At 65.1% G+C, this 24,790-nt stretch carries 24 protein-coding genes; 15 read left to right on the forward strand and 9 right to left on the reverse strand.

Going from position 1 to position 24,790, the window contains the following annotated elements; genetic code table 11:
- Positions 1-292 precede the first annotated feature (292 nt).
- From CRM90_RS01665 to CRM90_RS01680, 4 genes are all read right to left on the reverse strand, one after another.
- Positions 293-1,795: a putative alpha/beta hydrolase gene (locus tag CRM90_RS01665; protein WP_102805259.1), complete on the reverse strand. Its 1,503-nt coding sequence runs from the start codon at positions 1,793-1,795 to the stop codon at positions 293-295.
- Positions 1,792-2,091, reverse strand: a complete 300-nt coding sequence (locus tag CRM90_RS01670) for a DUF2563 family protein (RefSeq protein WP_102805260.1) — start codon at positions 2,089-2,091, stop codon at positions 1,792-1,794. Before CRM90_RS01670 ends, CRM90_RS01665 begins: the two co-directional genes overlap by 4 nt.
- Positions 2,092-2,161: 70 nt before the next feature.
- Positions 2,162-4,156 (reverse strand): prolyl oligopeptidase family serine peptidase, encoded by a 1,995-nt coding sequence (locus tag CRM90_RS01675; protein ID WP_102805261.1) that lies wholly within the window; start codon positions 4,154-4,156, stop codon positions 2,162-2,164.
- A gap of 24 nt (positions 4,157-4,180) precedes the next feature.
- Positions 4,181-6,013 carry a flavin-containing monooxygenase gene (locus CRM90_RS01680; RefSeq protein ID WP_199189731.1) on the reverse strand — a complete coding sequence of 611 codons (1,833 nt, stop codon included), beginning with the start codon at positions 6,011-6,013 and terminating at the stop codon, positions 4,181-4,183.
- A 118-nt stretch (positions 6,014-6,131) separates the two neighbouring features.
- Between CRM90_RS01680 and CRM90_RS01685 the strand changes: the two genes are divergently transcribed.
- From CRM90_RS01685 to CRM90_RS01730, 10 genes are all read left to right on the forward strand, one after another.
- Positions 6,132-7,184, forward strand: coding sequence for a 2,3-butanediol dehydrogenase (locus CRM90_RS01685; RefSeq protein ID WP_102805263.1), 1,053 nt, complete (start codon positions 6,132-6,134; stop codon positions 7,182-7,184).
- Positions 7,181-7,960: an acetoin reductase gene (locus CRM90_RS01690; RefSeq protein ID WP_102805264.1), complete on the forward strand. Its 780-nt coding sequence runs from the start codon at positions 7,181-7,183 to the stop codon at positions 7,958-7,960. The genes CRM90_RS01685 and CRM90_RS01690 overlap by 4 nt, the downstream gene beginning before the upstream one ends.
- Positions 7,961-7,983: 23 nt before the next feature.
- Positions 7,984-9,273 (forward strand): GAF domain-containing protein, encoded by a 1,290-nt coding sequence (locus tag CRM90_RS01695; protein WP_102805265.1) that lies wholly within the window; start codon positions 7,984-7,986, stop codon positions 9,271-9,273.
- Between the two features lie 10 nt (positions 9,274-9,283).
- Positions 9,284-10,807, forward strand: a complete 1,524-nt coding sequence (gene adh, locus CRM90_RS01700) for an aldehyde dehydrogenase (protein ID WP_102805266.1) — start codon at positions 9,284-9,286, stop codon at positions 10,805-10,807.
- A gap of 35 nt (positions 10,808-10,842) precedes the next feature.
- Entirely contained in the window at positions 10,843-11,337 is a 495-nt protein-coding gene (locus CRM90_RS01705) for a DUF779 domain-containing protein (RefSeq protein WP_102805267.1), read from the forward strand.
- A 29-nt stretch (positions 11,338-11,366) separates the two neighbouring features.
- Positions 11,367-11,645 carry a putative holin gene (locus tag CRM90_RS01710; protein ID WP_102805268.1) on the forward strand — a complete coding sequence of 93 codons (279 nt, stop codon included), beginning with the start codon at positions 11,367-11,369 and terminating at the stop codon, positions 11,643-11,645.
- Positions 11,638-12,192, forward strand: a complete 555-nt coding sequence (locus CRM90_RS01715) for a hypothetical protein (RefSeq protein ID WP_102805269.1) — start codon at positions 11,638-11,640, stop codon at positions 12,190-12,192. The genes CRM90_RS01710 and CRM90_RS01715 overlap by 8 nt, the downstream gene beginning before the upstream one ends.
- A 4-nt stretch (positions 12,193-12,196) precedes the next feature.
- Positions 12,197-13,597: a dihydrolipoyl dehydrogenase gene (gene lpdA / locus CRM90_RS01720; protein WP_102805270.1), complete on the forward strand. Its 1,401-nt coding sequence runs from the start codon at positions 12,197-12,199 to the stop codon at positions 13,595-13,597.
- Entirely contained in the window at positions 13,594-13,863 is a 270-nt protein-coding gene (locus tag CRM90_RS01725) for a hypothetical protein (protein WP_199189732.1), read from the forward strand. The genes lpdA and CRM90_RS01725 overlap by 4 nt, the downstream gene beginning before the upstream one ends.
- A gap of 149 nt (positions 13,864-14,012) precedes the next feature.
- Entirely contained in the window at positions 14,013-14,225 is a 213-nt protein-coding gene (locus CRM90_RS01730) for a hypothetical protein (RefSeq protein WP_142391310.1), read from the forward strand.
- Between the two features lie 6 nt (positions 14,226-14,231).
- Here CRM90_RS01730 and CRM90_RS01735 read toward each other — a convergent pair whose 3' ends face one another.
- Together CRM90_RS01735 and ramB are read right to left on the reverse strand one after the other, a co-directional pair.
- Entirely contained in the window at positions 14,232-14,768 is a 537-nt protein-coding gene (locus tag CRM90_RS01735) for a carboxymuconolactone decarboxylase family protein (RefSeq protein WP_102805273.1), read from the reverse strand.
- Positions 14,768-16,192: an acetate metabolism transcriptional regulator RamB gene (gene ramB / locus CRM90_RS01740; RefSeq protein ID WP_102805274.1), complete on the reverse strand. Its 1,425-nt coding sequence runs from the start codon at positions 16,190-16,192 to the stop codon at positions 14,768-14,770. Before ramB ends, CRM90_RS01735 begins: the two co-directional genes overlap by 1 nt.
- A 123-nt stretch (positions 16,193-16,315) precedes the next feature.
- On the opposite strand from ramB, the gene CRM90_RS01745 reads away from it, so the two are divergent.
- The 4 genes from CRM90_RS01745 to CRM90_RS01760 all read left to right on the forward strand — a co-directional run bounded on the left by CRM90_RS01745 (position 16,316) and on the right by CRM90_RS01760 (position 20,646).
- Positions 16,316-17,131 (forward strand): acyl-[acyl-carrier-protein] thioesterase, encoded by an 816-nt coding sequence (locus CRM90_RS01745; RefSeq protein ID WP_102805275.1) that lies wholly within the window; start codon positions 16,316-16,318, stop codon positions 17,129-17,131.
- Between the two features lie 271 nt (positions 17,132-17,402).
- Positions 17,403-18,689: an isocitrate lyase gene (aceA, locus tag CRM90_RS01750; RefSeq protein WP_102805390.1), complete on the forward strand. Its 1,287-nt coding sequence runs from the start codon at positions 17,403-17,405 to the stop codon at positions 18,687-18,689.
- A gap of 90 nt (positions 18,690-18,779) precedes the next feature.
- Positions 18,780-19,634, forward strand: a complete 855-nt coding sequence (locus tag CRM90_RS01755; protein ID WP_102805276.1) for a 3-hydroxybutyryl-CoA dehydrogenase — start codon at positions 18,780-18,782, stop codon at positions 19,632-19,634.
- A 136-nt stretch (positions 19,635-19,770) separates the two neighbouring features.
- The gene (locus CRM90_RS01760; protein ID WP_102805277.1) at positions 19,771-20,646 is read left to right on the forward strand and encodes a cyclopropane mycolic acid synthase family methyltransferase; all 876 of its coding nucleotides are present in this window, start codon (positions 19,771-19,773) and stop codon (positions 20,644-20,646) included.
- A 13-nt stretch (positions 20,647-20,659) separates the two neighbouring features.
- Here the strand turns inward: CRM90_RS01760 and CRM90_RS01765 are convergent, their stop codons facing one another.
- Complete coding sequence (locus CRM90_RS01765) at positions 20,660-21,517, reverse strand: polyphosphate kinase 2 family protein (protein WP_102805278.1); 858 nt, start codon at positions 21,515-21,517, stop codon at positions 20,660-20,662.
- 22 nt (positions 21,518-21,539) lie between these two features.
- Complete coding sequence (locus tag CRM90_RS01770) at positions 21,540-22,895, reverse strand: hypothetical protein (RefSeq protein WP_102805279.1); 1,356 nt, start codon at positions 22,893-22,895, stop codon at positions 21,540-21,542.
- A gap of 196 nt (positions 22,896-23,091) precedes the next feature.
- On the opposite strand from CRM90_RS01770, the gene CRM90_RS01775 reads away from it, so the two are divergent.
- Positions 23,092-24,006 (forward strand): DUF4344 domain-containing metallopeptidase, encoded by a 915-nt coding sequence (locus CRM90_RS01775; protein WP_102805280.1) that lies wholly within the window; start codon positions 23,092-23,094, stop codon positions 24,004-24,006.
- Here CRM90_RS01775 and CRM90_RS01780 read toward each other — a convergent pair.
- A complete protein-coding gene (locus tag CRM90_RS01780) occupies positions 23,999-24,697 on the reverse strand; it encodes a TetR/AcrR family transcriptional regulator (RefSeq protein WP_102805391.1) in 699 nt (232 codons plus the stop codon). The two genes, CRM90_RS01775 and CRM90_RS01780, sit on opposite strands and share 8 nt — an antisense overlap.
- Positions 24,698-24,790: the final 93 nt, after the last annotated feature.

Here is a 24,790-nt window from a genome sequence, read left to right on the forward strand (position 1 = left end):
ACCAACAAAATATGCGAAGCCAATTGCGAAGACTAAGCCCAGCCCCACTGCGAGTAGTACCACCCGCAAGGGTCGTCCCGACTGCTGCAACCCGAGTCCAAGGATTGCCGTTGTGGCCGTACATCCGAGCCAGTAACACAGACGTGCCATACGGCGCGCCTGGCATAGAAGCTGAGACATCACGACGAACACGACTCCTGCTGCCGCACATAGCAGAAGGGCAGACGAAGCGCTTAGACGCACCGGGCCCGCGGCAGCTATCGCCACCGATCTCCCCGCGTATGCGAGCGACTCAATTGTCAAATTGCGAACCTACCCATCCACCGAACTTGCCTCCGCCAAAGCCCAGCACGATTGCACCGACTACTGCGGCAGCTGCCGCGCCTGCCGGACCGATTGCGGTACCCGCCAGCGCCCAGGCGCCGACGCCGGCAAGATAGCCGCCGCCAATCGAACCGGCCGTCTCGCCGATCGTCTGCCCCATGGGGGCGCCGTCCTCCAGGGCACGACCAGCCATCACGATCTCAATGGCGGCGCCAACGGCGCCCATACGCTTCCCGATCGTGCTGAGCGCCTCCGCATCCGCAGCCGACAAGGCTCCGATTGCGTGCCTGCCTGTGCTCGCGGAGTCGCCGTACACTTCGATACCGCTGGCGGTAGCACCGCCGTAAGTGGTCAAGCCCTTTGTCAAATCAGCTAGGGTCACGCCATCTGACAATTCACTGACTGTGGTGGCTGCTCCCGCAGGTGACATACCTTGGTGTTCAAGTGCATTCACAGCCTGTTTGACAGTGAGGGACCGCGCGAACTGCTCTCCATCGTCAAGTTGCTGGGTCGCTTGATCAGCCGACATCGGCGGCAGGCCGTACAGCCCCTGCTCCAGCTTCCGCTGAAGGTCCAGCCGGGACTGCGCCCGCGTGCGGGCGTCCCCGCCGAGAATGGGATCCTTCGGCAACGGCCCCGTGAAGTGAGCCATTCGAAAATCATCGAGCCGTTCGCCCGCCAGCCGTCGTGCATCGGCATCGGCGGCGGGATTGGTGGCGGTGGCGAAGTCACGCAACCGCGCTGCGGCGTCGGCCTTTTCCGGTGTCATCGGGCCGTCGCTGTTGACCAACGCCTCGTCTTTGGCGCGCTGGTTGGCGTCGTAGTAGTCGGTGGATTCGCGGCCGCGCTGTTCGCCGCCGGGCTCACCGTCACCGTCGACGTCCTCGATCGGGGCCGGATCGTAGCCGTGCTCGGCGCGTAGGTCGGTCAACGCCGCATTCAATTTTGTGCCGTAGTCGTCGCGCAGCGCCTCGACTTGGTGCAGCACCCCGGAGGTGGCAGTGATCGCGCTGTCCTCGAGTGCGGAGGTGTCCTGGTCATGCGCCAGCGCTTGATCGATGAGAGCGTCGATGTAGTGCAATTGGGTGTTGAGGTTCTCCACCTGCATGCCCGAAAAGCGTTGTGTCTCGGCGAGAGTTGCCGCGATGTTGGACAGGTCCACTCCGATCGCCGGCAATTGGTCACGCTGGACCATCAGCCGGGTCGTGGCGCGTTGAACTTCAGCGCTGTCATTGATCGGGTGCTCGCCGTTCTCCCGATTCCAAGACGCGCGGAATCGCTGCTGCGCCTGTTCGAACTCCGAGTACGTCTCGGCCGTGCATGCGCCCGCGCTGTAGAACGCCCGCCCGAGGTCGTTGATCGCCCCGGGATCCCCGCTCTGCAGCGTCTGGTCTACCTTCCACGGATCACCGCCGGCCTCACCGACGAGGGCGCCGATGCTGATGTGCTTGAGGCTCGGGTATTCGGTCACAGCACCGAACGCAGGGCCTCGGCATTGCGCTCTTCCATCTCGACGAACACCGACGCCGTCTTGTGCCCCTTGTCGCCGACGACCCCCAGCCGGTTCTCGTGGTCGCGCAGCCGCTGGATGTGGTTGCTGTGCGCATCGGACAGTGCGCTGTGAAACGACTCCGCGGCCGAGAAATCACCGAAGATGCCCGCGCCCACGCGTGAGCGACTCAGCTGGTCAGCGCCTTCCATGGCGAAGGATGCGGCGTTGTACGACCGGTTCGCGCCGGAGCGCATTTCTTCGACATCGACCTGCATGAAACACCCCCAAGCGAGTTAGCTGTTAGCTAGAGGGTACTCGATAGTCCATGCTGGTCAACTCACCCAATCAGCCCAGCATCCGATGCAGGAACGAGTAGCTCAGGGCGGACTTGAACGCCGTCTGCGCATTGTCGGCCGCCCCGGCATGGCCGCCTTCGATGTTCTCGTAGTACCAGACGGGATGCCCGGCGGCCTCCAGCGCGGCCGTCATCTTGCGGGCATGACCCGGGTGCACCCGATCGTCACGCGTCGACGTGGTGATCAGCACCGGCGGATACCGCTTGTCGGGCGAAATGTTCTGATACGGCGAATATTCCGAGATGAACGCCCAGTCCTCGGGTTCGTCCGGGTCACCATATTCAGCCACCCATGATGCTCCCGCCAGCAGCAGATGAAACCGTTTCATGTCCAGCAGCGGCACCTGGCACACCAGAGCACCGAACAGTTGCGGGTACTTGGTCAGCATGATGCCCATCAGCAGCCCACCGTTGCTGCCGCCCTGGGCGCCCAGCTGCTCGACGGTGGTCACCCCGCGGGCAACGAGATCACTTGCGACCGCCGCGAAGTCCTCGGCTACCTTGTGCCGCCCCTCCCGCATGGCCTGGGTATGCCAGCCCGGGCCGTACTCTCCGCCGCCACGGATGTTGGCCAACACGTACGTCCCGCCCCGCGACAACCACAGTCGTCCCAGCACCCCGTCGTACCCCGGAGTTCGGGACACCTCGAAACCACCGTATCCACCCAGCAGCGTCGGGCCTGGCGCCCCGCTGTGCTTGTGGCCGACGACGAAGTAGGGGATGGCTGTGCCGTCATCCGAGGTGGCGAAATGCTGGGACACCTCCAGGTCGGCGGCGTCGAAGAATGAGGGCGCGCGCTTGATCTCGGTCAGTTCGCCACCGGCCGTGCCGTGCAGCAGTCGTGATGGCGTGATGAAATCGCTGGAATCCAAGAAGATCTCGTCACCGTCTGGATCGGTGGCAACGATGACGGTGTTGTCCCCGACGCCCGTGACGGGTTCACGAGTCCAGGATCCCGGTGTCACGATCTCGACCCGGCTGGCGACGTCGACCAGACTCACCAGCAGCAGGCGATCCAGCGTCCAGGAGTATTGGTGCAGACTGGAATGCTCGTCAGGTTCGAAGACGACCACTAACTGCGCTGTCCCCGACAGGAATTCGTCGTAGTCGGCGGCCAGAAGCGACCCGGCCCGGTATGACGCGGTCCCGGTCTCCCAGTCGCTGCGCAGTTCGATCAGAAGCCACTCACGGTGGACCGACACGCTGGCGTCGGTCGGGGCGTCGATGCGGACCAGCTCGCCGGCGCGCAGCTCGTACACCTCATCGTTGAAGAAGTCGATGGCGCGGTGCAGCATCGTGCGCTCATAGCCGGGTGTGCGGTCCACCGATGCCCCGACGATCACGTCGGTGACCGGTCCGGTGAACACGGTCTGCGCCTCGGTCAGCGGCTGGCCGCGGCGCCATCGCTTGACCACTCGCGGATAGCCGGACTCCGTCATCGAATCGGGTCCGAAGTCCGTTCCCACCAAGACCGTGTCATGGTCTTCCCACGACACCTGCGACTTCGCCTCCGGGAGTTCGAACCCGCCGGCAACGAATTCTCGTGTGACCATGTCGAATTCGCGCACAATAGCCGCGTCCGAGCCGCCCGGTGACAGACTGACCAGAGCCCGGGTGCAATCCGGTTCGATGACGTCGGCGCCCGCCCACACCCACTTCTCGCCATCGGCGGCGGCGAGTGCATCGACGTCGATGATCACATCCCAGTCGGGATCCTCGGTCAGGTAGCTCTCCAGCGTGGTCCGCTGCCACAGCCCCCTGGGGTTCTCGGCATCGCGCCAGAAGTTGTAGAGATACTCACCGCGCCGGCGCACGTACGGAATCCGCGCATCGGTGTCGAGAACCTCCAGTGCCTCGGCGCGCATCTGCTCGAACCTCTCGTCGCTGAATTCGGCGACAGTCGGATCGTTGTGCTTGCGCACCCATGCGAGCTGGTCTTCACCGGCGATTTCTTCGAGCCACAGGTACGGGTCGTCTTCGGGCATGCCCTCTATTCTGCGGGCGGGGCCTCAGCTGAGGTGATGCACCTCCTGCAGCCCGTACACCGGAGTGGGAATTCCCTCGTAGCGAGCCTTGAGCTGCAGCGCCAAGTACAGCGAATAATGCCGCGACTGGTGCAGATTGCCCCCGTGGAACCAGAGGTTCTCTTGCTGGGTGGGCTTCCACATGTTGCGCTGCTCGCCCTCCCACGGTCCGGGGTCCTTCGGGGTGTCCGAACCCAACCCCCATACCTTGCCGACCTTGTCGGCGACCTCCTGGCCGATCAGGTCGGCCGCCCAGCCGTTCATCGACCCGTATCCGGTGGCGTAGACCACCACGTCGGCCGGTAGTTCCGTGCCGTCGGCGAGCACCACCGAGTTCTCGGTGAGCCGATCGACCTGGCCGTGGGCCAGCTTGATCCTGCCGTCGGCCACCAGGTCGCAGGCGCCGACGTCGATGTAGTAGCCGGAGCCGCGGCGCAGGTACTTCATGAACAGTCCGGATCCGTCTGCACCCCAGTCCAGTTCGAAGCCTGCTGCTTCGAGCCTGGCGTAGAACTCCTTGTCGCGTTCCCGCATCTGGTCATAGAGCGGGATCTGGAACTCGTGCATGATCCGATACGGCAGCGACGCGAACGTGAGGTCGGCCTTCTCGGTGGTCATTCCCGCCGCCAGCGCGCGTTCGGAATACAGGTCACCCAGGCCGATGTCCATCAGGGAGTCCGACTTGACGATGTGCGTCGAGGACCGCTGCACCATGGTGACGTCGACACCGTTCTCGTAGAGCGCCTTGCAGATGTCGTGGGCGGAGTTGTTCGAGCCGATCACCACCGCCTTCTTGCCCACGTACGGATCAGGGCCGGGGTGGGCACTGGAGTGGTGCTGATCGCCGCGGAAGATGTCCTGACCCGGCAGCACCGGAACGTGGGGTTTGCCCGACATGCCCGTCGCGAGCACCAGGTGCGCGGGATGCAGGGTCAGCCGCTCACCGTCGCGGTCGACCTCGACGGTCCACTGCTGGGCGGCCTCGTCGAAAGTCGCCGACAGGCAGGTGGTTTTCGGCCAGTACGGCACCTCCATCACCCGGGTGTAGAACTCCAGCCAGTCGCCGATCTTGTCCTTCGGCGCGAACACCGGCCAGTTCTGCGGGAACGGCAGGTACGGAAGGTGGTCGTACCAGACCGGGTCGTGCAGGCACAGCGACTTGTACCGCTTGCGCCACTGATCCCCGGGCCGCTCGTGGCGGTCGACGACGATGGCGGGCACGCCGAGCTGGCGCAGCCGCGCACCCAACGCGATCCCGCCCTGACCGCCCCCGATGACCAGTGTGTAGGGCTGCACCGTGCGACCCAGCTGGGCTTCCTCCTCGGCGCGCTTCTCCGCCCACGACCGGGCGTCGGGGTCGTCACCGTGAACCGCGCCCAGCACCCGGGAGGCGCCCTTGCGCTCCTCGTGTCCCTTGAGTTCCTGCAGCGCGGTCAGCAGGGTCCACGCCTCAGTAGTCTCTGAGTCGCTTCGAAGCCGCAGATGTCCGATGCCGCGTCCGGCGCCGGTTTCGAACTCGATGAACGCCGACGTGACATCGCCGTCGACGGTGGGTTCCTCACGAGTGCGGAAACCGGACGGGTCGGTGTCGGCCAGCCGGGCTCCGAGCATCTCGGCGATCCGGTCGCGGCCCTCCATCGTCTTGATGTTCCAGGTGAAAGACACCAGGTCACGCCAAAAACTGTCGATGGCGAACATGCCGGCGACCCGTTCCACGTCGCGGCCGGCCAACGCGGCTTCGAAGTCGGCGAGCCAGGCATCGACGCGCTGCTGCGCAGTCACGTCGCTGGTGGTCTGAGGGTCCAGAGTTGAAGTCATGTGAGCCACACCACACCCGAGGTGCACGGTCTGGCAAGAGTTGCGAGCCGTTGCACTGCGCCGGCTGCAACCCCCTGCAACTCTTTCGGATGTGGTCGCCGTCACATAGAACTGCGGAATGAAGGCAGCTGTGTACTACGGACCGAACAAGATCGAGATCGACGATGTCGCCGAGCCCGACCCAAAGCCGGGCACCGTCAAACTCAAGGTCGGCTTCAACGGGATCTGCGGCACCGACCTGCACGAGTACTACGCCGGGCCGATCTTCATCCCGACCCAGCCACATCCCCTGACCGGCGCGGAGCTGCCACTTACCATCGGCCATGAATTTTCGGGCACCATCACCGCGGTCGGCGACGGGGTCACGGGCTGGGCGGAAGGCGACCGCGTCGCCGTCGAACCCATCTACAAGTGCGACCACTGTGCACCGTGCCGGGCGGGCAACTACAACGTCTGCCAGCAGATCGGCTTCCACGGCCTGATGTCCGACGGCGGGATGGCCGAGTACACGACGGTGCCGACCAGCATGCTGCACAAACTCCCCGACAACGTCTCGTTGGAACTCGGGGCACTCGTCGAGCCGATGTCGGTGGCCTATCACGCCGCCACCCTGGGCGATGTCCGCCCCGGCGACACCGCGATGGTGTTCGGTGCCGGGCCGATCGGCATCGGACTGTGGTTCGCGTTGCGCGGCAAGGGGCTTGACGACGTTCTGGTTGTCGAACCCTCTCCGACCCGGCGCGCCGCCATCGAGGTGCTCGGCGCGACGACCCTGGATCCCGCCGCCCTCGATATCCCCGGCTTCGTCGCAGAACACACCGGAGGGCGCGGCGCCGATGCGGTGTTCGATGCCGCCGGCGTCACCCCCGCAGTGGCGACCGCGCTGGCGTGCGTAGGTTCCCGCAAACCCATGGTCAGTGTCGCGATCTACGAAAAACCACTGGAGACACCACTTCTCAACCTGGTGATGAACGAGTCCCGGATCCAGGGATCGCTGTGCTACACCGGCGCCGACTTCGACGCGGTCATCGCGCTGATGGCCGACGGCAAGTACGACACCACCGGTTGGGTGACCCGCATCCCGATCGACGATGTGGTCGACGAGGGGTTCGAGGCGTTGCATGCCGGCACCAAGATGAAAGTTCTCGTCGACCCCAACGGAGAATCATGAGCCTGAACGGAAAGGTCGCGCTGGTCACCGGTGCCGCACGAGGCATCGGACGCGGCATCGCGCTGCGGCTCGGCCGCGACGGCGCTGACCTGGCCCTGGTCGACGTGCGACCGGAAGGTATCGACGCCGTCGCCAACGAGATCAGCGAGATCGGCTGCAAAGTAACCACATTCGTCGCCGACGTCAGCGATCGCCTACAAGTCTTCGCCGCCGTCGACCATGCCGCCTCGGCGCTTGGCGGCTTCGACATCATGGTCAACAACGCCGGTATCGCACTGGTCGGCCCGATCGCCGACGTCACGCCCGACCAGATCGAGAAGCTCTGGGCGATCAACGTCAACGGCGTGCTGTGGGGCACCCAGGCCGCCGTCGCCATGTTCAGACGCAACGGCACCAAGGGAAAGATCATCAATGCTTCGTCGATCGCCGGCCACGACGGCTTCGCGATGCTCGGCCCGTACAGCGCCTCCAAGTTCGCCGTGCGCGCGCTGACCCAGGCCGCCGCCAAGGAACACGCCGCCGACGGGATCACCGTCAACGCCTACTGCCCGGGTGTGGTGGGCACCGACATGTGGGTGGAGATCGACAAACGGTTCGCCGAACTGACCGGGGCCGCCGAAGGCGAGACTTACGAGAAGTTCGTCGGTGGTATCGCCCTGGGACGTGCCGAAACCCCCGATGACGTGGCGGGCTTCGTCTCGTATCTGGCCGGCCCGGACGCCGACTACATGACCGGCCAGTCGGGTCTGATCGACGGCGGCCTGGTCTACCGCTGAGATGCGGAGCACAATCGGCAGTAATGCAAGGGGTGTACGTGCCTGAGCCCGCAGTCGCGCTCGGCGAGGACCCGCGCAACTATGCGCGGCTGATGTCGGCTGTCTACGACGCGACGATGGCGGGCCATCGCGCCCCCGCCCGCCCGCGCGACGTCATCGGCGAATCGTGGCACCGGCTGATGTCGGCCGGGGTCGACCCGGACCGCCGCGCCCAGCCCGTCGTCGAAGCCGGCGGGCTGGAGGCGCTGCGCCGGGCGTCCGGCTTGATGGCGGTGCTCGACGAGGTCTCCCGCGGGTTGGAATCCCTGGTCGCCGACGGCACCAACATCCTCGTCGTCGCCGACTCGCAAGGCCGGGTGCTGTGGCGGTCGGGCTCGCCCGCGGTGCTCAACAACGCCGACCGGCTGGGCTTCATCGAAGGTGCGCACTGGGCGGAAGGGGAAGTCGGCACCAACGCCATCGGCACCGCCTTGGTGTCCAAGCGCGCCGTGCAGGTGTTCTCCGCCGAGCATTTTCTGCGCACCCACCACTCCTGGACGTGTGCGGGCGCGCCCATCCGCGATCCGCGAACCGGGCAGGTGATCGGCGTGGTCGACGTATCCGGTCCCGCGGCGACCGTGCACCCGACGACCGTCGCGCTGGTCGACGCCGTCGCCCGGCTCGCCGAGTCGCACCTGCGTGAACAACACGACCGCACCTTGAACCGGCTGCGCATGGTCGCGGCCCCGATCCTGGCCCGGATCGGCAAGCCGGCGTTGGCGGTCGACGCCGAGGGCTGGGTGGCGGCTGTCGACTCGCTGCCGCTGCATCACCGCATCCTGTTACCGGAGGACATCGCGGCAGGCCGCTCGTGGATCCCCACCTTCGGAATCTGCGATATCGATGTGCTGCCCGGCGGGTGGCTGGTTCGGCCGGCTGACGACGACGACGCGCCCGCGTTGGCACAGGCCTCGTTGGACTTGAGCGTCGCCGGCGCACCGGCGTTGGACATGACTGGACAGTTCGGGCGGTGGCGCCACGACGTCTCGCTGCGGCACGCCGAGATCTTGCTGATCCTGGCGCGTGATCCCCGCGGCCGTTCGGCGCCCGAGTTGGCCGCCGACCTTTATGGTGATCGTTCCCGGTTCGTCACGGTTCGCGCCGAATTGTCCCGGCTGCGCAAGCAGTTCGCCGGTCTGCTTGCCGCCCAGCCCTACCGCTTCGCCGGCGGAATCGAGGTGACGGTGCGCTACCCAACGGACCTCTCGATGGTGTTGCCCGCGTCGACCGCACCCGCGGTTCGCGCTATTCGTATCAATGCAAGTGTCTCGTAGAGGAGTACCTATGCCAGTGTTCGCCCGCCCCGGAACGTCGGGATCTGCCATGTCTTTTCAGTCCCGCTACGAGAACTTCATCGGTGGTGAGTGGACGGCGCCGGTGGGCGGCCAGTACTTCGAGAACCCGACACCGGTGACCGGTGAGGTGTTCTGCGAGGTGGCGCGGTCCACCGAGGCCGATATCGAGAAGGCGTTGGACGCCGCGCACGCTGCGGCGCCCGGCTGGGGGAAGACGTCGGCGGGGGAGCGGGCGGTGATCCTGAACAAGATCGCTGACCGCATCGAGGCGAACCTGGAGTCGATCGCGCTGGCCGAGTCGTGGGACAACGGCAAGCCGATCCGGGAAACGCTGAACGCCGATATTCCGTTGGCGGTGGACCACTTTCGGTACTTCGCCGCCGCGATCCGCGCCCAGGAAGGCGCCCTGTCCCAGATTGATGAGGACACCGTCGCCTACCACTTCCACGAGCCGCTTGGTGTGGTTGGGCAGATCATCCCGTGGAACTTCCCGATCCTGATGGCGGTGTGGAAGCTGGCGCCGGCGCTGGCCGCGGGCAACGCGATCGTGCTCAAGCCCGCCGAGCAGACCCCGGCCTCGGTGCTGTATCTGATCTCGCTGATCGCCGACCTGTTGCCCGCCGGAGTCCTCAACGTGGTCAACGGCTTTGGTGTCGAGGCGGGTAAGCCGCTGGCGTCGAGCAACCGGATCGCCAAGATCGCGTTCACCGGGGAGACCACCACGGGCCGGTTGATCATGCAGTACGCCTCCCAGAACCTGATCCCGGTCACCCTGGAGTTGGGCGGCAAGAGCCCGAACATCTTCTTCTCCGATGTGATGGCCGCCAACGACGACTACCAGGACAAGGCGTTGGAGGGCTTCACGATGTTCGCCCTCAACCAGGGCGAGGTCTGCACATGCCCGTCGCGCAGCCTGATCCAGTCGGATATCTACGACGAGTTCCTGGCCATGGCCGCGATCCGTACCAAGGCGGTGCGCCAGGGTGACCCGCTGGACACCGAGACGATGATCGGGGCGCAGGCGTCCAACGATCAGCTCGAGAAGATCTTGTCCTACATCGAGATCGGCAAGAGTGAGGGCGCCCAGATCGTCACCGGCGGGGAGCGCGCCGACCTCGGTGGCGACCTCAACGGCGGCTACTACGTGCAGCCGACGATCTTCACCGGGGACAACGCGATGAGGGTCTTCCAGGAAGAGATCTTCGGCCCGGTGGTGTCGGTGACCTCGTTCAGCGATTACGACGACGCCATCCGCATCGCCAACGACACCCTCTACGGGTTGGGCGCCGGAGTGTGGAGCCGCGACGGCAACACCGCCTACCGCGCCGGCCGCGACATCAAGGCCGGCCGGGTGTGGACCAACTGCTACCACGCCTATCCCGCGCACGCGGCGTTCGGCGGGTACAAGCAGTCCGGCATCGGCCGCGAGAACCACAAGATGATGCTCGACCACTACCAGCAGACCAAGAACCTGCTGGTGTCCTACTCCAACAAGGCGCAGGGATTCTTCTGACGAGCGGAGCGAAGAAGGAAGGATTGGCACCGTTGATGACGGAGCAGACGCCGCCGCGGGCACTGATCACCGCGGCGGCTGCTGAGCTGCTGCATCGCTTGCAGCAGCGGCACGGGTCGCTGATGTTTCATCAGTCCGGCGGCTGCTGCGACGGGTCGTCGCCGATGTGTTACCCGGACGGGGACTTCATCGTCGGCGACCGTGACGTGTTGCTCGGGGTTCTCGAAGGCACCCCGGTCTGGATTTCCGGCCCGCAGTTCGAGACGTGGAAGCACACCCAGCTCGTCATCGACGTCGTCCCCGGTCGCGGCGGCGGCTTCAGCCTCGAGGCCCCCGAGGGGATGCGCTTCCTCAGCCGCGGACGGGCGTTCACCGATGCGGAAAACCGGTTGCTGGCCAGCGATTCTCCGCTGACCGGAGCCGATTACGAGCGCGGTGCGCGACCCGCTGAACGGACCGATCTTGTGGTCATCGAGGCACCAGACGCGTGTGCAATCCCTGGTCGGCGCGCCGGAGTCGTTCAGCAATAGTCCGTGCCACTGCACGTACCCTGATAAGCGTGATACCCCTGCCTCGGGCATGGCTGCTCACAAGTGCGTTGCTGGTGGGCACCGTGACCGGCCTCATTGCGGCGGTCGTGGCCACCCTGCTGGTCAAGACCCCCGTTCGCCCCGACCTGGTGGTCGGCTTGGTGGTGGCTGTTCCGAGCGTCATCGGCATACTGCTGATCCTGTTCTCGGGCCGCCGCTGGATGACGACAGTGGGGGCATTCATTCTGGCGATGGCGCCAGGTTGGCTGGGGGCATTGGTTCTGGTTCAGGTGGTGTCCCATGGCTGAAAAAACGTCCCTTCCGTCGACCGAGCCCCACCACGCGCCGATCTTCGACACCGGCCCGCATCCCCACGCACTCCGGTCGCTGACCGACGAACCCGAGGCGGAAGTCTCGGAGGAATCCATCGCCTTTAGCGAGTTGGAGAACTTCGACACCGATGCGTTCCTGCACCGGGTCGAGGGTTCGCTACACGCGGAGCCGGTGGTGGTGCCGCCCGCGTCGACCGCCGCCGCCGGCACCCATCAGTACGTGAAGCGGTGGCACTTCGTGTTCATCGTCGCCGCGGTATGGGTGCTGGCCGCAGCCGCCGGCCTGGGCTTCTACTTCTGGTGGTACACCTCGCTGCAGAAGACCCCCGCGGTGTTCTGCGTGCTGATCTACCTGATCGTCTGCTCGGTCGCCAGCATGCTGGTCTCGATGGTGCCGAACCGGCCATCGGTAACGGCCCTGGCCATCGCGCTGATGTCGGCACCGTTGGCCTCGGTGGCCACCGCCGCGCTGCTGCATGGCGCCTACTACTTCGAATGGATTGCCCGTCCGACGATAGGCTGAGGTCGTGACTCACTATGACGTCGTCGTTGTCGGAGCCGGTCCCGGCGGATACGTCGCGGCGATCCGCGCGGCACAGCTCGGACTGAACACCGCAATCATCGAACCCAAGTATTGGGGCGGAGTCTGCCTCAATGTCGGCTGCATCCCGTCGAAGGCGTTGCTGCGCAATGCCGAGCTGGCCCACATCTTCACCAAGGACGCCAAGACGTTCGGCATCAGCGGAGAGGCCACCTTCGATTACGGAGTCGCCTTCGACCGCAGCCGCAAGGTCGCCGACGGCCGTGTGGCCGGGGTGCACTTCCTGATGAAGAAGAACAAGATCACCGAGATCCACGGCTACGGGAAGTTCACCGGCCCGAACAGCATCGAGGTCGACCTCAACGAGGGCGGTACCGAGAAGGTCGAGTTCGACAACGCGATCATCGCGACCGGCTCGAGTACCCGGTTGGTTCCGGGCACCTCGCTGTCGAAGAACGTCGTCACCTACGAGGAGCAGATCCTGTCCCGGGAGCTGCCCAAGTCGATCGTCATCGCCGGCGCCGGCGCGATCGGCATGGAATTCGCCTACGTCATGAAGAACTACGGCGTCGACGTCACCATCGTCGAGTTCCTGCCGCGCGCGCTGCCCAATGAGGACGCCGAGGTCTCCAAGGAGATCGAGAAGCAGTACAAGAAGCTCGGCGTGAAGATCCTCACCGGCACCAAGGTCGAGTCCATCACTGATAACGAGGCCGACGGGTCCGTGGTTGTCGTGGTCAGCAAGGACGGCAAGACCGAGGAGATCAAGACCGAGAAGGTGTTGCAGGCCATCGGCTTTGCCCCGAATGTCGAAGGCTTCGGACTCGACAAGACGGGCGTCGAGCTGACCGACCGCAAGGCCATCGGCATCGACGACTACATGCGCACCAATGTGCCGCACATCTACGCCATCGGCGACGTCACCGCCAAGCTGCAGCTCGCGCACGTCGCCGAGGCGATGGGTGTGGTGGCCGCCGAGACCATCGCCGGTGCCGAAACGCTGGCCCTGGGTGACTACCGGATGCTGCCGCGCGCGACGTTCTGCCAGCCGCAGGTCGCCAGCTTCGGCCTCACCGAACAGCAGGCCCGCGACGAGGGCTACGACGTGAAGGTGGCCAAGTTCCCGTTCACCGCCAACGGCAAGGCGCACGGGCTGGGCGACCCGACCGGCTTCGTCAAGGTCATTGCCGACGCCAAATACGGCGAGCTCCTCGGCGGCCACCTGATCGGGCCCGACGTCTCCGAACTCCTGCCGGAGCTGACCTTGGCACAGAAGTGGGATCTAACCGTCAACGAGCTGACCCGCAACGTGCACACCCACCCGACGCTGTCGGAGGCACTCCAGGAATGCTTCCACGGTCTCGCCGGCCACATGATCAACTTTTGAGACCGACGCTGATAGCCGGTATCGGCGGCATTGTGCTGGGCCACATCCTATGGCTGATCGGTATCTCGTTGGCGACCAGCGGGCAGGACGTCAGCTTCTGGGTGCTGATCCTCTCGGCGGTGATCCTCGTTGTCACCGCGGTCGTCGGCTATCTGGCATGGCGGGCGTACCAGCGTAAGAGCATGGTGTGGGCGGCTTTTCTCGGCTGCGTGCCGGTCTCACCGGTGATCTTCACGCTGATCGTTCTCGGCGTCACCTACCTGTAGACGGATCTGCCAGCTGTTCGGCAGGTCCGTTTCAGGCTGCCTCAAGCAACAGGGTGTCGACTCCGTAATAGCCGGTGCCAGACAGGGTCCGGCTGTGAACGGGGGGCGACATGGCCGAGTCGGCACGTGCTGGGCGCACGAAAGTTCTGATGGCAGTGATCGGGGGCGGCGCCGTGCTCGCGATGGGGGGCCTGACCGTCGCGTTCGACGACGGTGTGCCGATGGATTCGTCGCCGGTGGCGGCACCGGTGATGCCTGGCCCCATGACTCAGGGTGAGACGGTGACCACAACGATTCCACCGACCGTTCTGGACACCGAGAAGGCCGTCGTGACGCACAAGGCCCAGCCCTACAAGGGGTAGCCCGTCCTAGTCGGGGAAGTCCATCGGAACCCGCAGAGTGGCCAGAATCCCTGCGATCGCGTCGTAATGCCCTGCCAGGGCGCAGAATTCGATCACCTGCTCGCGGCTCAAGTGCGTCGACAGTGTGGCGAACGTGTCATCGGACAGGTCGCGATTGAGCACGAACTCGTCCACCGCGGTCAGCAGCGCGCGCTGCCGGTCAGTCAGTCCCTCGGCCGCCGGGCCGGCAAAGATCCTGTCCTGCAACGCCGCATCGACGCCACGGCTGCCGGCCAGCCTGCGGTGCTGCTGCAGCTCGTACTCCGAACCGCGCAGGTGACCGACGCGCAGGATCACCAGCTCTTTGTCCCGCTTGGGTAGCTTGCCCCAATTCAGCAGCACACCCGAATACGGCAGAAATGACAGGAACAGCAGCTTGTGCCGGCCCAGGACTTCGAAAAGGTGCATGTGCGGAGCGCGAATCGACCGTGCACCCAGCCGGGAGATGCCCCAGTTGACCAGGCCGAGCTCACGTCGGCTCCCGGGTGGAATACGTTGACCCATCAAGACTCCTTGACCAAATAGGGTGACACCGTGCTGCGGTGCTCATCGAGATCCAGCGCCCGTCCCAATGCCGGGAATGCCCGCTGCGGGCAGTTGTCCCGTTCGCACACCCGGCAGCCCGCACCGATCGGTGTCGCGCTGTCTGATGACAGATCAAGACCCTTCGAGTAAACCAACCGGTTGGCATGCCGCATCTCGCAGCCCAGTCCGATCGCGAAGGTCTTGACCGGCTGGCCGTAGCGCGACGCCCGCCGTTCAACTGTGCGCGCCACCCACATGTAGTTCTGCCCGTCGGGCATCTGCGCGATCTGCACCAGGATCTTGCCCGGGTTCGAGAACGTCTCGTAGACGTTCCACAGTGGGCAGGTGCCGCCGGCGGAGGAGAAGTGAAAGCCCGTGGCGGACTGGCGTTTCGACATGTTCCCGGCCTTGTCCACCCGGACGAACGAGAACGGTACGCCACGCATGGACGGCCGCTGCAACGTCGAGAGCCGATGGCAGATCGTCTCGTAACTGACCTGATAGAAGGCCGAGAGTCGCTCGATGTCGTAGCGAAAGTTCTCGGCCATATTGTGAAACTGCCCGTAGGGCAACACCGTTGCGGCCGCGAAGTAACTGGCCAGGCCCAGGCGGGCCAGCTTCCGCGACTCCTCGCTGGTGAATTTTCCCTCGTCGACCAACTTGTCGATCAGGTCACCGCACTCGAGATACGCCAGCTCCGTGGCCATCTTGAACACTTGCTGGCCCGACGACAGGTGGTTACTGATCTCGAGAGTGCGCGCCACCGGGTCGTATCGGTGCAGCACGGTATCGCCCATATCGACACGCCGGATGATGTGCACGCCATGCACCATCGTCAGCCGGTCGGCCAACTCCCGGGACAGCTCGGCACGGTGCATCCGCATCCGGATGGTGAGATCCTCGGCGGCGGTGTCGAGTTCGTGCAGATAGTTCTGCCGTTGGTAGAAGTAGTCGCGAACTTCCTCGTGCGGCATGGAGATCGACGCCGAGCCACTGCCCCCGGTGTTGAGGTTGAATCGATCCTCGGTGGCTGCCGCGAGTTGCGCGGTGGTGATCCGGTAGCGGCGATGCAGATTGACGATCGCGCGGGCGATCGCCGGGTGGGTGCCGACGATGTCGGCGATCTCGGTCATGTCGACATCGAGGTCGAGGTCGCGATCCATGGTCACTTCGCGCAGTTCGGCCACCAGTCGGGTGTCGTCCTCCGACGAGAAGAAGGTGGCATCAACCCCGAATACCTCGGTGATGCGCAGCAGCACCGCGACGGTCAACGGCCGGACGTCGTGCTCGATCTGGTTGAGATAGCTCGGTGATATCTCCAGCATCTGGGCCAGTGCGGCTTGGCTGAATCCGCGTTCGCTGCGGAGCTGTCGTATCCGGGAGCCGACGAACGTCTTGGCCACGCGCCCAGCCTACTCACGCCTGCGAAGGCTGCTTCGCAGCGTTGCCAACGCAGGCTGGTTGGCATCCGGGAGGGCCTTTGGCATGATCGCGCTGGGACGGGATGGGAGAGGACGACAGACCAGATGACCACCAGCACCACCGACACCGGCTTGGCAAAGGTGTTGATGCCGGTTCCCGATCCGCATCCCGATGTTTTCGACCGCGAATGGCCGCTGCGCGTCGGCGATATCGATCGCGTCGGCCGGTTGCGTCTGGACGCCGCCTGCCGCCATATCCAGGACATCGGCCAGGACCAGCTCCGCGAGATGGGCCACGAGGAAACGCATCCGCTGTGGATCGTCCGGCGCACCATGGTCGATCTGATCCGCCCGATCGAGTACCCGGAGATGCTGCGGCTGCGGCGCTGGTGCTCGGGGACCTCGAACCGCTGGTGTGAGATGCGGGTCCGGATCGACGGCCGCAAGGGCGGCCTCATTGAATCCGAGGCCTTCTGGATCAACATCAACCGGGAGACTCAGGGGCCGGCCCGCATCGCCGACGACTTCCTGGAGGGTCTGCAGCGCACCACCGATGTGAAGCGGCTGCGCTGGAAGGCCTATCTGACCGCCGGCTCCCGGCATGACGCCAACGAGATCCGTGCTTTCCCCATCCGGGTCAGCGACATCGACCTATTCGACCATGTCAACAACTCGGTGTACTGGAAGGTGGTCGAGGAGTTCCTGGCGCCGCAGCCGGAGCTGTTCGAGTCGCCGCTGCGGGTCACCATCGAACACGATGCGCCGGTCGCGTTCGGCGACAGGCTGGAGATCTTGCTGCACGTGTATCCGCCCGGCTCCACCGACAAGTTCGGCCCGGAGCTCGCGGATCGCACTGTTAGAACGCTCACATACGTTGTCGGCGAAGACGTCAAAGCCGTCGCATCGATCTTCGCGGTCTGACCATCCCCGGTTTAACAGTACGGGCGTACTGACCTGCGGGAATCTGCTACTGAACGGTAACTTCTGAACCGGTTCAGCTGTTGGCTGTCTTCGCAACCTTTGCAGAGTTACCAGTCGGGTTGGCGAAAATTGGCACTCTTAATGGCTTGAACTGCGCTAATGGTGCGAGGCATGCTCGACTCAGCACACCAGCCACGCTGCGTTGACGTTAACAACTGATTTGCCGTCAAGGTGGCCAGTCGATAAAGAAGGAGCGCAGGCGCCCATGACACTGTCCAACGTTGGCCAGCCGAAGAGCCCAGAAGAAATCCAGAAGGACTGGGACACCAATCCCCGCTGGAAAGGGATCACCCGTACCTACAGCCCGGCCGACGTCGTCGCGCTGCAGGGCAGTGTCGTCGAAGAGGCCACCCTGGCCCGCCGCGGCGCCGAGGTGCTGTGGAACCAGCTGCACGACATGGAGTTCGTCAACGCGCTGGGCGCCCTGACCGGCAACATGGCCGTGCAGCAGGTCCGCGCCGGCCTGAAGGCCATCTACCTGTCGGGTTGGCAGGTCGCCGGCGACGCGAACCTGTCCGGCCACACCTACCCCGACCAGAGCCTCTACCCGGCCAACTCGGTGCCGCAGGTCGTGCGCCGGATCAACAACGCGCTCATGCGTGCCGACCAGATCGCCAAGGTCGAGGGTGACACCTCGATCGAGAACTGGCTCGCCCCGATCGTCGCCGACGGCGAAGCCGGCTTCGGTGGCGCACTGAATGTCTACGAGCTGCAGAAGGCGATGATCGCCGCCGGTGTCGCCGGTTCGCACTGGGAGGACCAGCTGGCCTCGGAGAAGAAGTGCGGCCACCTCGGTGGCAAGGTGCTGATCCCGACCCAGCAGCACATCCGCACCCTGACCTCGGCCCGCCTGGCGGCCGACGTCGCCGACGTCCCGACCGTCGTCATCGCCCGTACCGACGCCGAGGCCGCCACGCTCATCACCTCAGATGTGGACGACCGCGACAAGCCGTTCGTCACCGGTGAGCGCACCGCCGAGGGCTTCTACCGGGTGAAGAACGGTCTCGAGCCGTGCATCGCCCGCGCCAAGGCCTACGCGCCGTACTCCGACCTGATCTGGATGGAGACCGGCACCCCGGACCTGGAGCTGGCAGCCAAGTTCGCCGAGGGCGTCAAGAGCGAGTTTCCGGACCAGATGCTGGCCTACAACTGCTCGCCGTCGTTCAACTGGCGCAAGCACCTGGACGACGCGACGATCGCGAAGTTCCAGAAGGAGCTCGGCGCGATGGGCTTCAAGTTCCAGTTCATCACCCTCGCCGGCTTCCACGCCCTGAACTACTCGATGTTCGATCTGGCCTACGGCTACGCCCGCAACCAGATGAGCGCCTACGTCGAGCTGCAGGAGCGCGAGTTCGACGCCGAGGAGCGCGGCTACACCGCCACCAAGCACCAGCGTGAGGTGGGCGCCGGTTACTTCGACCGGATCGCCACCACGGTGGACCCGACCTCGTCGACCACCGCGCTCGCGGGCTCGACCGAAGAGGGCCAGTTCCACTAAATCACCGCACGAGCAGACGCAAACTCGCACGATCGGACATCCGAGAGTGCGAGTTTGTGTCTGTTCGCGCCTCTAGTAGAAAGAGTTCTCGTGAGTATTGAACGAGTGGGTGTGGTCGGAGCCGGGCAGATGGGCTCGGGCATCGTCGAGGTGTGCGCCAAGGCGGGTGCGAACGTCGTCGTCTACGAGCCGACCGACGCATTGATCAACGCCGGACGTGACCGCGTCACCTCCTCGCTCGAACGCGCGACGAGCAAGGGCAAGCTCTCGGAAGCCGATCGCGACGCGACGCTGGCCCGACTGACGTTCACCACGGATATGGCGGCTCTGTCGGATCGTCAGCTGGTGATCGAGGCCGTCGTCGAGGACGAGGCCGTCAAAGGCAAGATCTTCGCCCAACTCGACGAGCTCATCACCGACCCCGACGCCGTGCTCGCGTCCAACACCTCGAGCATCCCGATCATGAAGATCGCTGCGGCGACCAAGAATCCGAGCCGGGTGCTGGGCCTGCACTTCTTCAACCCGGTTCCGGTGCTGCCGCTCGTCGAGCTGGTCAACACATTGGTCACCTCCGCGGACGCCATCGCCCGGGTGGAGCAGTTCGCCGGTGAGGTGCTCGGCAAGAAGGTGGTGCGCTGTGGCGACCGCTCCGGGTTCGTCGTCAACGCCCTGCTGGTGCCTTACCTGCTGTCCGCCATCCGCATGGTCGAGGCCGGCGTGGCCACCATCGAGGACGTCGACACCGCAATCGTCGCCGGCCTGTCCCACCCGATGGGCCCGCTACGTCTTTCGGACCTGATCGGCCTGGACACCATGAAGCTCATCGCCGACTCGATGTACGACGAACTCAAGGACGCGCACTATGCGCCGCCGCCATTGCTGCTGCGCATGGTCGAGGCGGGACAGCTGGGCAAGAAATCCGGCCAGGGGTTTTACACCTACTGAGCGCACCGCCGCACGCGCCGCTTGTGCATTTCCTTCGCTGATTGGCTAGGCTCCTGGATTTGGTCGGGGGGCCGCGCAGCAACATTGCATTTCGCGGCAACCGGCCGTGCACACAATGCGTTGGAGGTAGCTGTCGATGGCCGATGTGGATACGGATCTGACTCCCTACTACGAGGAATCACAATCCATCTACGACGTCTCCGACGACTTCTTCGCCCTGTTCCTGGGCCCGACCATGGGCTACACCTGCGGCTACTACGAGCGCGACGACATGACGCTCGACGAGTCCCAGACCGCCAAGTTCGACCTCGCGTTGGGCAAGCTCGACCTGCAGCCCGGCATGACACTGCTCGACGTCGGTTGCGGCTGGGGCGGGGCGCTCGAGATGGCCGTCCAGAAGTACGACGTCAACGTCATCGGCATCACTCTGAGCAAGAACCAGTCGGAGTTCGCACGTAAGCGCCTGGCCAAACTCGACACCAACCGCTCCATCGAGGTGCGGCTGCAGGGCTGGGAGGAGTTCGACGAGCCCGTCGACCGCATCGTGAGCATCGGCGCCTTCGAGGCGTTCAAGGTCGAGCGTTACCCACTGTTCTTCGAGAAGGCCTACCAGCTGCTTCCCGACGACGGCCGCATGCTGCTGCACACGATATTGGCGCACACCCAGAAGTTCTTCCGCGACAACGGGATCAAGGTCACGATCAGCGACCTGAAGTTCATGAAGTTCATCGAGCAGGAGATCTTCCCGGGCGGCCGGCTGCCTGCCGTCGAGGACATCGAGCAGCTGGCCGTCGATTCCGGCTTCACCCTCGAGCGCGTTCACCTGCTGCAGCATCACTATGCTCGCACGCTGGACATGTGGGCGGCCAAGCTGGTCGCCAACCGGGACGAGGCCATTGCGATCACCTCGACGGAAATCTACGAGCGCTACATGAAGTACCTGACCGGGTGCGCGGACTTCTTCCGCCGCGGCATCACCAACATCGGTCAGTTCACCCTGGTCAAGGGCTGAGGCTCAGGCCGGCCTAAGCCTCCGCCAGTTTCTTCTTCTCCGCCTCGACGTCGAAGTCGGCGGGCGGCCACTCCAGCTTCATTCCTTTGAGCGCCTCGATCAACAGCTCGTTGATGGCCAGCCGGGAATACCACTTCTTGTCACAGGGGATGACGAACCACGGGGCGTAATCGGTCGAGGTCCGGTCCAGCATTGCCTGATACGCCTCTTGATACGCCGGCCACAGCTTGCGCTCAGCGACATCGCCCGGGTTGTACTTCCAGTACTTGTCCGGACGTTCGAGGCGTTCGGAGAGCCGCCTCTTCTGCTCGTCGAGGGAGACGAACATCGCGCATTTGACGATCGTGGTCCCGCATTCGACGAGCTCCTTCTCGAAGGCGTTGATCTCGTCGTAGCGTGGCTCCCACACGTCGCGCGGAACCAGCTCGTGCACCCGCACGACCAGCACGTCCTCGTAGTGGGACCGGTCGAACACCCCGATGTTGCCTGCCGCGGGCAGCGCCTTGCGTACGCGCCACAGGTAGTGGTGGGCACGCTCCTCCTCGGTTGGCACGCCGAAGCTCGTGTAATGGATGCCTTGCGGATTGCCCGCTCCGACAACGTGTTTCACGGTGCCGCCCTTGCCGGCGGTGTCCATGCCCTGCAGGACGAGCAGCAGTGAGCGGTTGTCGCCGGCGCGGCCGTTCGCGTAGAGCATCTCCTGCAGACCGGCGAACCGCTCGTTGCGTTCGTCCTGCAGCTCCTCCGACCCGTCCTTGCCGTCGGAGTAACCCGGTGAGGAATCGGTGTCGATGTCGGCCACCTTGTCACCGGGACTGAACCGCAGGACCTTGCGCGGCTCATGGGTCCATTGCGACGGCAGATCACTCATAGCGGACGAGACTAACCCTCAATCACCCGCCTGTGCCGCGGCGCCGCGAAACCATCATGAACCCGACCACGGCCAGTGCCAGTACGCCCGCCGCGACGGCCACGCTGATCAGGACGCTCCGGTTCCTGTCGATCCACGACGTCGATTTGGACGCGGCGGCCAGTTTCACGTTGTAGCCGGGCAGCGGCTCCTGGGCCGGCCGCTGGATGCCGGGCAGCAGCTGCGTCTGGTTGATGACGAACAACGCGTCGCCCTTGTCGGTCTTCGACCACTCGCCCCAGGCCGGGACCTCCTCGTCGAGCAGGACCTTGGTGGCGTTGTTGACGGCCGGATCCTTGCCCAGGTCGGTGAGCGACGTCACCCGGAACGGTTCGGACTGTCCCCGGTCGAACTTGACCTGAACCAGCACGTTCTTCTGGGTGTTCACCGGCGCCGGCTTCTGCGGCGGCGCCTGGCCCGGACCCGGCTGGTACCCGCCGCCGGAGAAGCTGCCCACCGACAGGTTGGTAGCCGGTCCGGACGCCGGACGCGTCATCGCGGTGAAGTTGTAGGTGCCGGCATTGGGCACGTTCAGCGCGGCGCGCTGCAGCGGGGGCACCGTGAAGACCTGGGTGCGTCCGCCGTAGTCGTACAGCACGCTCAGCGGCGTGCGGTACGGATTGGTGAACACCGGACGGTAGAAGCGGTCATAGGTGATCCAGCTCGAATTCCACAGTGTCACCGGGCTACTCAGGGTCATGCCGGTGGTCATGGTCGAGGTGCTCACCGTCGACGACACCGACTCCTGGTAGGAGGTGACCTCCTCGGACGTCACCTCGGTGGACGTGGTGGTCTCGACCTCCGAGGCGAGCGCCGTGGCGACGTCTTCCTGGGACACCTGCGGCTCGGCCGGTTCGGCCAGCCCGTCGGCGTTCGTGGGTTCCTGCGTGCCGCCGCCGGGCGCCGGCGCCGGGGTGCCGGGCGCCTCGTTCGTGCCGCCGCCGCCGGGGGCTTCGGCACCGCCGGGCTCAGAGGGCGCGCCTGGTTCGTCGTTTGTGGCGCCGGTGGGCGGTTCGGTGCCGCCGGGCTCGTCGTGCATGCCACCGCCCGGCATGTCGATGCCGCCCGGTTCGTCGTGAGGAGCGCCGGCAGGCGGTTCGCCGCCGCCCGGTTCCTGATGGATCCCGCCGTCCGAGGGCTCCTCCACGCCGCCGCCGGACGGGGCCTCGGGTGCGCTGCCGCCGTCGTCGCCGCTGTAGCTGCTGCCGCCACCGTCGTCGTCGCCGAACGGATCCGCTGAACTGACCGCGGTACCAGCAAACAGCGCCGACGTCGATAAAGCGACGGCGGCGATCACCGCCGCCGGCTTACGGAATTTTGCGGTGCTGTCGTTGTCCACCCCGGCCTCCCTAGACCCTTATGACGCGAAACCATTCCGCCCGAGGACATATCTCACGGGCAGGCCCGAAGGATTGTTCTACATGATTCGCAGCACTTTCATGGGAGGTTGGGTTTCCTGCGCTCGTGCGCGTCCGTTTTCCCCGGCAGGCAGTTAACATCATGTGCTTATGTGCGGATGAGCCTCGGGGGGATTGGTGCGGGCGCGAACCTGGTCGATCAGTGCAGCGGTGCTTGCGGTCGCGGTGGCCGCCGCCGGTTGTGGACGCGACACCTCAGCGACATCGACGTCGGAGTCGGTGGTGGCCCCGTCGACAGCTCAGGCATCTGCCACGCCGTCGGGACAACCGGACGTCAACGAGAACGGCGTTCCGGACTCCTCGGCCGACGACAACGACTGGCCGGGCAAGATGACGGCGACCTATGAGGACGCCACCTCGCCGGAGGCGGTGACGGGTCGCGACCTGATCAAGAATGACCATCTGCTGGAGGATCTGGCCGACGGCATCAACGAGTCGCTGAAGCTGCCGTTCGACATCCCGCTGATCGGCAAGCAGTGCGGCACGGCCAACGCGTACTGGAGCCCCGACGCCAAGTCGGTCACCATCTGCTACGAAGACGCCGCCGACGCGCTGAGCATCTACACCAGGGCCGGTGACCCCGACCCGACGGCCTCGGCGATCAACTCCGAGATCGCGACGTTCTATCACGAGACCGGGCACATGGTGATCGACATCTACGACCTGCCGGCGACCGGGCGGGAAGAGGACGTCGCCGATCAGCTGGCTGCGTACATCCTGCTGGCACCCGGCCCCGACGGGAAGATCGACCCGGAATCGGTCCAGGCGGTCAAGGACTTCGCCCGGGAGTTCAAGGGATACAGCGACCAGCGGGGCGGCGAGATCGACGAAGGTCAGCTCGCCGACGTGCACACACTGGATCTGGCTCGGATGTACAACCTCGAGTGTTGGGTCTACGGCGCCGATCCCACGGGCAACGCCGATCTGGTGAGCAGCGGCGCGCTGCCCCAGGACCGCGCCGATGGTTGCGAGGACGAGTACACCAAGCTGAGCAGTTCGTGGGATACCTTGCTCGGCCCGTATATCAAATGAGCGGCGGCAGCGTCGGAGACGGATGCGGGCCGGAGTTGAACCGTTTCAGCGATCCGCCCGCCTCGACGATGCCGCACAGGGCGTTCCAGCACAGCATCGTCAGGTAGTCGATCAACTCGTCGCTGCTCATCCGCGGGTTCGACATCCACGAGTGCGTCGCCAACTGCACGCCGCCGACGATCAGATAAGCCCAGGGCTCGACGCCACCGGTGTCCATCCCGGCCCGCTTCATGCGTCTGCGCAGGACCACGGCGAGCATCCTGGCGATGATTTGCTCCGAGTCGGCGATGACTTTGGTTTTGCTGGCGGAACTGTTTGCCATCACGAATTGGTACGTTGCGGGCTCGGCCGCGACGGTGTCCACATACACCCGGATGATCTCGCGGGTGAGGTCGAAACCGTCCATGTTCGACGACAGGGCGGCGGCCATGTTGGGGATGAGGGTGGTTTGCGCGAAGCGCATCATCACCGCGGTGGTGAGGTCGTTCTTGTCGACGAAATAGCGGTACAGCACGGTCTTTGACACACCGATTTCCGCAGCTATCTCGTCCATGCTGACGTCACGGCCGCGTTGGCGGACGGCCTCGAGCGCGCCGTCCACCAATTCGGTGCGTCGCTCGACCTTGTGCTGATGCCAGCGTCGCTTGCGACCGTCTGTCTTGGCCCGGCTGCCGTCCAGGCCATGGCTCATGTTCTGTGCCACTATCGCGGAGTCCGTTCCCCTCGTTCGCAACGATTCTACGGTCTGATCCGAGGGCAGCGTCACATTAACTGGGTCGCGGGA

Origin of the sequence: Mycobacterium sp. ENV421 (assembly GCF_002887815.1) — a bacterium.
In the GTDB taxonomy this organism is placed as follows: Bacteria; Actinomycetota; Actinomycetes; order Mycobacteriales; family Mycobacteriaceae; genus Mycobacterium.